The sequence below is a fragment of the Actinomyces sp. MRS3W genome (assembly GCF_032465695.1).
Taxonomy (GTDB): Bacteria; Actinomycetota; Actinomycetes; order Actinomycetales; family Actinomycetaceae; genus Actinomyces.
The window spans coordinates 1-9,869 of sequence record NZ_JAWDJJ010000007.1 but is presented as its reverse complement, the minus strand read 5'-3'; the positions used below and the strand labels follow the sequence as shown (position 1 = coordinate 9,869).

General features: G+C 67.3%; 6 protein-coding genes. 1 reads left to right on the top strand and 5 read right to left on the bottom strand.

The annotated features are described in order from the left end of the window. Positions 1-90 precede the first annotated feature (90 nt). From RWX45_RS00140 to gatC, 4 genes are all read right to left on the bottom strand, one after another. Positions 91-1,479: an NAD-dependent malic enzyme gene (locus tag RWX45_RS00140; RefSeq protein ID WP_316021773.1), complete on the bottom strand. Its 1,389-nt coding sequence runs from the start codon at positions 1,477-1,479 to the stop codon at positions 91-93. 177 nt (positions 1,480-1,656) lie between these two features. Beyond that, on the bottom strand, positions 1,657-3,153 hold the full coding sequence (gene gatB, locus RWX45_RS00135) for an Asp-tRNA(Asn)/Glu-tRNA(Gln) amidotransferase subunit GatB (protein WP_316021772.1): 1,497 nt from the start codon (positions 3,151-3,153) through the stop codon (positions 1,657-1,659). Between the two features lies 1 nt (position 3,154). Further along, positions 3,155-4,708, bottom strand: coding sequence for an Asp-tRNA(Asn)/Glu-tRNA(Gln) amidotransferase subunit GatA (gene gatA, locus RWX45_RS00130; RefSeq protein WP_316021771.1), 1,554 nt, complete (start codon positions 4,706-4,708; stop codon positions 3,155-3,157). Continuing rightward, positions 4,705-5,010 carry an Asp-tRNA(Asn)/Glu-tRNA(Gln) amidotransferase subunit GatC gene (gene gatC / locus RWX45_RS00125; protein WP_316021770.1) on the bottom strand — a complete coding sequence of 102 codons (306 nt, stop codon included), beginning with the start codon at positions 5,008-5,010 and terminating at the stop codon, positions 4,705-4,707. Before gatC ends, gatA begins: the two co-directional genes overlap by 4 nt. Before the next feature lie 358 nt (positions 5,011-5,368). Between gatC and RWX45_RS00120 the strand changes: the two genes are divergently transcribed. Next, a complete protein-coding gene (locus tag RWX45_RS00120; RefSeq protein WP_316021769.1) occupies positions 5,369-7,231 on the top strand; it encodes a L,D-transpeptidase in 1,863 nt (620 codons plus the stop codon). A gap of 17 nt (positions 7,232-7,248) precedes the next feature. Here RWX45_RS00120 and ligA read toward each other — a convergent pair whose 3' ends face one another. Beyond that, positions 7,249-9,666 carry an NAD-dependent DNA ligase LigA gene (gene ligA / locus RWX45_RS00115; RefSeq protein WP_316021768.1) on the bottom strand — a complete coding sequence of 806 codons (2,418 nt, stop codon included), beginning with the start codon at positions 9,664-9,666 and terminating at the stop codon, positions 7,249-7,251. Between the last annotated feature and the right edge of the window lie 203 nt (positions 9,667-9,869).

Below are 9,869 nucleotides of genomic sequence, written 5' to 3'. Positions count from 1 at the left end.
GCCCCACCCACACGGGTGGGGCCCCGCCTCATAGGGCCACGCAGTGCGCTGCGCAGCGGATGACGCCGTCAGCGGCGACGTCGTGCTCGCTCAGTCAGTGACGGCGAACTTGCGCACGGCCTTCGCAACCGCGTTGGCCACCCGCTTGTCGAACGCACCGGGGATGATGTAGACCGGACTCAGCTCCTCATCGGCGATAACCCCGGCAATACCGGTCGCTGCAGCGCGTAGCAACTCCACGGAGATCTCGGTGATGCCGGTGTCGAGCAGACCGCGGAACAGCCCGGGGAAAGCCAACACATTGTTGATCTGGTTGGGGAAGTCGCTGCGCCCCGTGGCCACCACAGCCGCGTAGTCGGCGGCCCCCACCGGATCAACCTCGGGCGTCGGGTTCGCCATGGCAAACACGATCGCGCCCTCGTTCATGACCGCAAGGTCCTTCGGTTCGAGCAGGTTGCCGCTCGAAACCCCGATGAAGACATCGGCCCCCTGCAGTCCTTCCTTGAGCGAGCCGGAGACGTGGCGGGGGTTGGTGTTCTCCGCGAGCCACTTGCGGTGCTCATTCATCCCCTCGGTGTGTTCGCTGTTCAGAGCACCGGAACGGCCGTAGCCGACAATGTCGGTAGCACCGTGCGCCATGAGCAGCCGAGCAATGGCAGAGCCAGCAGCGCCAACCCCCGACAATACGATCCGGACGTCTTCAATCCGTTTGCCGACAACCTTGAGCGCGTTGATCAGCGCTGCGAGGGTCACGATCGCGGTACCGTGCTGATCGTCGTGGAAAACCGGGATGTCAAGTTCCGCACGCAGGCGCGCCTCAATGTCGAAGCACTTGGGTGCGGCGATGTCCTCGAGGTTGATACCGCCGTAGGCGGGCGCGATCGCCTTAACGATCTTGATGATCTCCTCGGGATCCTTAGTATCCAGCGCCACCGGCCAGGCATCCACGTCACCGAACTGCTTGAACAGCACCGCCTTGCCCTCCATGACAGGCATAGCTGCCTCTGGCCCGATGTCGCCCAGGCCGAGCACGGCGGTGCCGTCGGTGACGACCGCAACCGTGTTCTTCTTAATGGTCAGCTGCCGCGCGCGCTCAGGGTGATCGTGAATTGCCTTGCACACACGCGCAACCCCGGGGGTGTACACGCGAGCAAGGTCACGTCGATTGTGGATGGGAGTGCGGGGAGATACCTCCACCTTTCCCCCCACGTGAGCCAAGAAGGTGGAGTCGCCGACATTGTGGACGATGACACCGTCGAGCTTCTTGATTGCCGCGACCAACTCCCCGCGATGCTTGGAGTCGCGCGTGTCCGCAGTCAGATCCACGATGAGGGTGTCACCGTCGGTATCGGCGACGTCGACACCGTTGACGATAGCCCCGGTTGCGGATGCGGTGTCGACGAGCGTCGTCACCGCCTTCTGCGAGGCGGGAACCTCAAGATGAAGCGCAACGGTGTAGCTGGGACTCGGTTGTGCCATGGGCATGTTCCTCCGTTATGGGGTATGTGCTACAGACCAACGAGGGTCGCGGGTCTTCGAAAGCTAGCCGTGATGCCCTGAGCCTAGCGCTACCGCGAGGTAGACGGCGCCGCCTGTCTCCCGGTTCACAGTCTGGAGACTGGCGGCGCCGTCACAGGCGATCTGCTGGGGCGGTGGTCAGCTGCCGACCCGTTCCATGACCAGTTCACGTACCCGTCGGGCATCAGCCTGGCCCCGGGTCGCCTTCATGACCGCGCCGACAATGGCCCCTGCGGCCTTCACCTTGCCGCCACGGATCTTGTCCGCGACATCGGGGTTTGCGGCCAGGGCTTCGTCGACAGCAGCCAGCAGCGCCGTATCGTCTGAGACCACCTCGAGTCCGCGGGCCTCGACCACGGTTTGAGGATCACCCTCACCGGCCAGGACTCCCTCCAGCACCTGGCGCGCAAGCTTGTCGGTCAGGCGTCCAGAATCAACCAGCTCCTGCAGCTGCGCTACCTGCGCCGGAGATACAGGAAGATCCTCTAGCGCGACCTCCTGCTCCTTGGCGGCCCGGGACAATTCGCCCATCCACCACTTGCGAGCCGCCTGGCCACTCGTCCCAGCGGCGACTGTGGCCTCAATGAGGTCGAGTGCACCGGCGTTGACGACGTCGCGCATCTCGTCGTCGGCAAGTCCCCACTCCGCCTTGAGCCGTCGCCGCTTGGCCGCCGGCATCTCGGGCAGACTCGCTCGGATCTCCTCAACCCACTCCCGGCTGGGGGCAACCGGAACCAGGTCGGGCTCGGGGAAGTACCGGTAGTCGTCGGCGTCGGACTTGATGCGCCCGGCCCGGGTAGTCCCGTCGGCCTGCCCATGACGGGTTTCCTGCGCCACCGTGCCGCCGCTGGCGAGGATGGCCGCCTGGCGACTGATCTCGTAGCGGACAACGCTCTCGATCCCGCGGAAGGTATTGACGTTCTTGGTCTCCGTACGAGTCCCCATGGGCGCGTCGGGGCTCTCGCGCAGGGACACGTTGACGTCGGCACGCACGTTGCCGCGCTCCATGCGCGCCTCCGACACTCCCAGAGCACGGAAGATGTCTCGCAGCGTGCGCACATAGGTCGCCGCGACCTGCGGCGCCCGCTCACCGGCGCCCTCGATCGGACGCGTCACAATCTCCACCAGCGGCACACCGGCACGGTTGTAATCCACCAGGGAATGGTCAGCGCCCTCGATCCGCCCGTCCGTCCCACCGACGTGGACGTTCTTCCCGGCGTCCTCCTCCATGTGGGCGCGCTCGATGGGCACGGTGAAGACCGTCCCGTCGTCCAACTCCACCGGGACGGCACCGTCGAAGGCGATCGGCTCATCCGACTGAGAGGTCTGGAAGTCCTTGCACAGGTCGGGATAGAAGTAGTTCTTACGGGCAAAGCGACAGCTCTCCGCAATCTGGCAACCCAGCGCCAGCCCGATCCGGATGGCGTACTCCACGCCCTTGCCGTTGACAACCGGCAGGGCGCCGGGCAGGCCGACGCTGGTCGGAGTCACCATGGTGTTCGGCTGCGCACCGAACACGTTGGGGGCTGCATCGAACATCTTGGTGGCCGTGCCCAACTCAACGTGCACCTCCAACCCGATGACCGGATCGTAGCGGCGCACCGCCTCGTCAAAGTCCATCAGCGCTTCACTCATATCACTTCACCTCCAGTTCGGGGGCCTGGGCAAGCAGGTGACCGCCCCATGTCTTCTCCAGCATTGCCTCCAGCACCGCGCCGACCCGGTACAGACGATCATCGGCGCGCTGCGGGCCCAGAATTTGGAAGCCGACGGGCAGGCCGTCGTCGCTCAGCCCCGAAGGCAGGCTCATGGCCGGAACCCCGGCCAAATTCGCGGGAATTGTCGTCACGTCCAGCTTGTACATGGCCAACGGATCGTCCTTCTCCCCGAACCGGTAGGCCGTCACCGGCGCCGTCGGCGACACGAGCACGTCCGCCTGCTGCCAAGCCGCAGCGAAGTCCCGCTGAATCAGTGTGCGGACCTTTTGCGCGGAACCGTAATAGGCGTCGTAGTAGCCGGCGGAGAGCACATGCGTCCCCAGGATGATGCGGCGCTTGACCTCATCGCCGAATCCTGCCCCGCGGGTGGCCGCCATGACGGTCTCGGCAGTCACCGGACCCGTCTCGGGTTCCACCCGCAGTCCGTAGCGCATGCCGTCGTAGCGGGCCAGGTTGGAGGATGCCTCGGCGGGCATAATGAGGTAGTAGGCGTCGAGCGCATACTCCAGATGCGGCAGGGACACGGTTTCGACCATGGCGCCCGCTTCCTCCAACAGCGTCAACGCGGTGTGGAAGGAGTCGACGACGCCGGCGTGGTAGCCCTCGCCGCCGTCGAGCTCGGCGATGACCCCGACTCGCAGCCCGGTCAGATCGGCACCGGCCTGGGCGGCGCGCACAACCTCGGCCATGCCGCGGGGCGCGTCCGCCAGGGACGTGGAGTCAAGCGGATCGTAGGAAGCAATGACGTCGTGCAGCAGCGCGGCGTCCAGCACGGTGCGCGCCATGGGGCCGGGAGTGTCCAGAGAGGAGGCCATGGCGATGACCCCGAAGCGGGATACCGTGCCGTAGGTGGGCTTGACGCCGACCGTGCCAGTCACCGCCGCCGGCTGGCGGATGGACCCGCCGGTGTCGGTCCCGACCGCAACGGGCGCTTCGAAGGCGCCTACCGCGGCGGCCGAACCGCCCGAGGAGCCGCCGGGGATACGCCCCAGGTCCCAGGGGTTGGCGGTGCGCCCGAAGGCCGAGTGCTCGGTGGAGCCACCCATGGCGAACTCGTCAAGGTTGGTCTTTCCCAGGATCGGCAGGTGGGCGGCGCGCAGATTGGCAACCAGGGTGGCGTCGTACGGGGGCACCCAGCCCTCAAGAATCTTCGAGGCTGCGGTGGTCACCTGGCCGTGGGTGACGATGAGGTCCTTGACCGCTGCCGGCACACCGGCAAGTTCGGCGAGGGGAGCTCCCGATTCGGCGGCATCGCGTCGGGCAGCATCGGCGGCGTCGGCGTCGGCCAGGGCCTTGTCGGCGTCCACGTCCAAGAAAGCCCCCACGGCCGTGTCAACGGCCGCGATGCGGTCGAGGTGGGCGCGGGTCAGCTCGCGGGACGTCACCTCGCCCGCGGCCAGCGCAGCGGCCTGCTGCGCGGCGGTGGCCTTAACCAGGGAGTCGAGTGTGCCAGCGGTAGTGGCCTGGGTCATGAGGCGGAGTCCTCTCCAAGGATGCGGGGAACGAGGAATGCGGAGTCCTCTGAGGCAGGCGCGCCGGCGAGGAGCTCTTCGACGTCGAGTGTGGGACCGGGCGTGTCCTCCCGCATCACGTTGGTCAGTGGAACTGGATGCGAGGTGGCGGGCAGGTCGGGAGTGACCACGCTGGTGACCCGGGCGAAGGCGGAGGCCACGGCGTCCAGCTCGCCAGCCAGCCGCACCACCTCCTCCTCGCTGAGGGCCACGCGCGCGAGCCCCGCAACGCGGATGACCTCATCCTTGGAAATAGTAGACATGGGGTGAGTGTATCCATTCGCCCGCGCGTGCAGCATCTTCCGTCAGGCGGCCGGCCGGTAGACGTCGCCACCGGCGGTGACATCCGCCGATGCCGGTACCCGAATCGTCCCTGCACATCACCATGGCATGTCCTTGACATCGCAATGGCATGACAAAAGAGTTCCGCATGGTCTGCCGGTCACACCGTGGAGCGGCGGGTTTTCAACGCTCATGCGGGATATCACAGACGCACCGTGCCGGAGAACATTGACATTCCCACCTCGGGCCGGTGTCATTAGCAGGAGAGTTTCCGTGCCTGGAGCGGATACCCACAACCGGACGTTCCCGCCGCGCGGGGCGTTGATGAATAAGGATCCTATGCACAGCGACAAGTTCCCCACCGGGCCGATCCCGGAGGAGACCGACGAGTCGGTGACGCCGGCCGACGGACCCGCTGCCACCGGCGCTGCCTCGGACACGGTTCCGTTGAGCCCCTATGGAGCGGCTGCTGTTCCCAGAAATACCATCCTTGTCCCCTCTGCGGGCACCGCCGCCACGTCGGACGAGGCTCCGGCGCCCGCCGCCACACAGGAAGTCCCTGCTCCCGAGGCGAGCACTGCCCCGCCCCCGCCGGACGACACAGACCCAACAAATAACACGGCAGTTGTGGCCGTTGCCGCCAGCGGCGTTGAAGACGTTGAAGGCTCTGCCTCGGCACCAAGCGCCGTCACGCCCGCAGCCGTATCCGCCCCCACCTCCGCTTCCACTGCGGACACCGCCAGCGACTCCTCTGATGATGTCGCCGCGCCCACGGCGCGTCCCAAGCGTCGTCGCCGCTGGGTATGGGGAGCGGCGGCCGCGCTGCTCCTGCTCATCGGTGTAGGCGGCTATGCCTATGCCGAGCACTACTCCGATGTCGCGGTTCCGGGAACAACCGTGGCCGGGACCGATGTGTCCGGTATGAGCCGGGAACAGATCGTCGCCGCTATCGAGTCCCGGGCCGAGGCCGCCACCGTGACCATCACCGGCGATGCACAGGCCACCGCCTCACTCACGCAGTTGGGCACCACTGTCGACGCCGAGGCGACCGCCGACGCCGCCATGAACCGTGGCGCGGGCATTGTCGACCGTTTCAAGGCACTCCTGGACACCGGCGAGATCGACGTCGTGACCACCAGCGACGACACCGTGCTTGAGGACTACGCCGACGGCTTGGTCCCCGATGACCAGGCTAAGGCCCGCAACGCCTCCGTCACGCTCAACACCGACACCGCCACCTTCGAGATCACCACGTCGAGCGAGGGCCTGAGCGTCGAGGCCACCGCGCTGGCCGACGCCGCCGCCGAGGCCGCCCGCTCGCTGTCGCCCACCTCCGTCGACGTCGCCTACGAGAACACTCCCCCCGCCGTCGACGACGACGACGCCCAGGCGGTGGCAGACGACGCCAACGACTGGATCGCCCAGGACGTCACCATCACCAGCGCCGACGGCACCCTGACCTACACCGCCGACGCGGCGACCAAGGCATCGTGGATCACCATCACCGACAATCTCGAGGCCGCCCCCACGCTGGGTGTCGATTCCACCAAGGTCGCCGAATGGGTCGACACACAGGCGAGCGACGCCAATGTCACGCCGGTGACCGGCCAGCGCAACGTCAACTCCCGGGGCGAGGTTGTCGCCACTAGCGTTGAAGCTGTTGCCGGCCAGACCGTCAATAACGCCGACGCCCTCACCGAAGGCATCACCGCGGCACTGTCCAGCGGTGAGGCCTACGCCGGCACCTTCGAGATGACGACCAGCGAGGAGGAGTGGGAGGAGCGCCAGATCGCCGACGGCGCCGAGAACCTCGTCTACCAGGCCGCCGACGGCGAGAAGTGGGTCGATATCAACTTGTCGAATAAGACCGTGACCGCCTATGAGGGAGCCACCGTCGTACGCGGCCCGGTCTATATCGTCGACGGCGCTGCCGAAACGCCGACCGTCACCGGCACCTACCACGTCTACCTGCAGTACGAGACCCAGACCATGCGCGGTCAGAACGCCGACGGCACCGACTACGAGACGGAGGGTGTCCCGTGGATCTCCTACTTCTACCAGGGCTATGCCCTGCACGGCGCCCCGTGGCGCTCCAGTTGGGGGTTCTCCGGCTCGCATGGCTGCCTCAACATGCCCGTGGCTGAGGCCAAGTGGATTTACGACTGGGCCGAGATCGGCACCACCGTCGTCAGCCACTACTGAGACACCGTTCAGGAACGTTACTGGGCGGCCAGCGCATCGGGGCCGCCGTCCAGTAGCGACTCGAAGGCCGCTTCGTCGAGCAGCGGCAGTCCCAGCGCACGCGCCTTGGTCTCCTTGGAGCCGGCGTTCTCCCCGACGACGACGTAGCTCGTGCGTTTGGAAACGCTCCCGGATGCCTTGCCGCCCCGCGCCACAATGGCCTCCTTGGCTCCGTCCCGGGTGAAGTGCTGGAGGGTGCCGGTGACGACGACGGTGAGGCCGGCCAGCGTCTGCGCGGTCGATGGGGCCGACTCGGCGGTGTCGGCCATGCGCACACCCGCCGCGGCCCAGCGGGAGAGAATCTGCTCGTGCCAGTCGACCTGCAACCAGTCCCGCCAGGCGGCGGCGATGGTCGGGCCTACACCGTCGACCTGTGCCAGTTCCTCCAAGCTGGCGCTGCGCAGCGCGTCCATGGAACCGAAGCGGGTGGCCAGGGCTCGGGCCGCCGTCGGGCCGACATGCCGCACCGACAGGGCCACCAGTACGCGCCACAGCGGCCGTTGCTTGGCCGTATCCAACTGGGTCAGCATGGCGGTGGCGTTCTTGCCCGGGGCGGTGGGCCGTTTAACCTCGCCGTCGCGGGTATAGGTCTGCTTCGACCAGAAGAAACGCAGCAGTCGCCAGTTGCCGGTCGGCTCGCCGCGACGCGTGATGGGGCGGTAGACGAAAACGTCGCGCAGGTCCTGGGCGGTGAGGTCGAACAAAGTGGCTTCGCCCGTCAGCACCGGTTTCTGCTCGGTGATCCCCGCCTCGGCGAGTAGGGTCTCGGCGGCACCCACCCGCTCAGAGGCGTGCAGCGCGTCAAGCTGCCCGGCCGGCAACCGCAGGCGTCCGCGTTCGGTCTCCAACTCCTGACCGGCGGCGAGGGCCGCGAGCGCCTCGACCCGACCGGCGTCGGGCTGGGTCAGCGCCGCGGCGGCCTCATCACCGAGCCCCTCGACGTCGAGCGCGCCGCGCGAACCGATGTGGGCAATGCGCTCGGTCAATTGCGCCGGGCAGGAGCGGGTATTGGGACAGCGCAGGTCGACGTCGCCCTCCTTGGCGGGGGCCAGGGGCGTCCCGCAGGAGGGACAGCGCTGTGGCATAACGAAGTCGCGTTCGCTGCCATCGCGCCGCTCGAGCACGGGGCCCACAATTTCCGGGATGACGTCGCCCGCCTTGCGCAGCACCACCATGTCGCCGATCTTGACCGCCTTGCGGGCCACCTCGGTGGCATTGTGCAAGGTGGCGCGCGATACCCGGGAGCCGGCGACCAGGGCGGGTTCCATAATGCCGAAAGGGGTGACGCGTCCCGTGCGGCCGACCTGAACATCGATGTCCAGCAGGCGGGTGTGCACCTGTTCGGGCGGGTACTTGTAGGCCGTCGCCCAGCGGGGGACGCGGGAGGTGTGCCCCAGCTCCTCCTGCAGCGGCCGGGAATCGAGCTTGAACACGATGCCGTCGATCTCGTGCAGCAGGTCGTGACGGTGGTCGGCGTAACGGGCGATGTAGGCCTCACGCTCGGCGCGGCCGCGCACGACGGCGTTGTAGGGCGACACCGGCAGCCCCCAGGTGGCCAGCAGGTCGTACCACTCATGCTGGGCGGTGGGCAGCTGCTCCCCCGGCACCGGAGTGATGGCGCCAATACCGTGGGCGATCATGGCCAGTGGGCGGGATGCCGTGATCGCCGGATTCTTCTGCCGCAGTGAGCCGGCGGCGGCATTGCGGGGGTTGGCGAATATCTGCAGGAGCGAACGCCCCTCGGCCTCGCGTTGGAGGTTCTCGGTGCGTCGGCGTTCGTTGAACTCGTGGAAGGCTGTCACCGGGAAGTACACCTCCCCGCGCACCTCCAGCAGCTCCGGGTGGGACGAGCCGGCCAGCACAAGCGGAACCGAGGCAATGGTGCGGACATTGCCGGTGACGTCCTCCCCCACCACACCGTCGCCGCGGGTGGCGGCGCGGGTGAGCACACCGTGCTCATAGGTCAGGGCAACCGCCAGACCGTCGATCTTGACCTCGGCGGTCATGGGCAGCTCGGCGTCGGGCAGGCCGGTTTCGGCGGCCATGCGCTGTGCCCACTGCTCGACCTCCTCCAGGCTGAACGCGTCCTGCAGGGAGTACATGCGCTCGTGGTGGGGGGCCTCGGCGAAATCCGTGATCGGCCGTCCCCCCACCGACTGGGTGGGGGATGTGGGCAGTCGCAGTGCCGGATGGGTCTGTTCGAGCCTCTCCAATTCGCGGTACAGGGCGTCGTACTCGGCGTCGGACCAGGGGCTCTGGGCGTCGACGGCGTCGTAGTAGGCGTCCCGGGCGCGTTCAATGTCCCGAACGAGTTCGGTCCAGCGGGCACGTACCGCGGCGGGAACGGCCGTCAGCTCGGCGGAGGATGCCGGGGTGGCGGGGTGGGCTTGGCTCATGGAGCTCATCTTCTCCCATTCACTCCTCCCGGCCGAGTTTCTTCATCGAACACAACGGGAGTGGTGACGCGCCCGTCATCCACAGGCACGATTCGCACCACCTTCAAGAGTGGGCCGTCCACAGCATGACGACGCGGTCGAGGAGCTCGCCGACGACGAGCGTTTCCACCTGTCGCTGTTCGAAGCGGCGGATATTGACCAGC

What these genes read in the sequence shown, in the direction of transcription:
- RWX45_RS00140 (WP_316021773.1), bottom strand. Translation starts at nt 1,479, where the DNA reads ATGGCACAACCGAGTCCCAGCTACACCGTTGCGCTTCATCTTGAGGTT.
- gatB (WP_316021772.1), bottom strand. Translation starts at nt 3,153, where the DNA reads ATGAGTGAAGCGCTGATGGACTTTGACGAGGCGGTGCGCCGCTACGAT.
- gatA (WP_316021771.1), bottom strand. Translation starts at nt 4,708, where the DNA reads ATGACCCAGGCCACTACCGCTGGCACACTCGACTCCCTGGTTAAGGCC.
- gatC (WP_316021770.1), bottom strand. Translation starts at nt 5,010, where the DNA reads ATGTCTACTATTTCCAAGGATGAGGTCATCCGCGTTGCGGGGCTCGCG.
- RWX45_RS00120 (WP_316021769.1), top strand. Translation starts at nt 5,369, where the DNA reads ATGCACAGCGACAAGTTCCCCACCGGGCCGATCCCGGAGGAGACCGAC.
- ligA (WP_316021768.1), bottom strand. Translation starts at nt 9,666, where the DNA reads ATGAGCCAAGCCCACCCCGCCACCCCGGCATCCTCCGCCGAGCTGACG.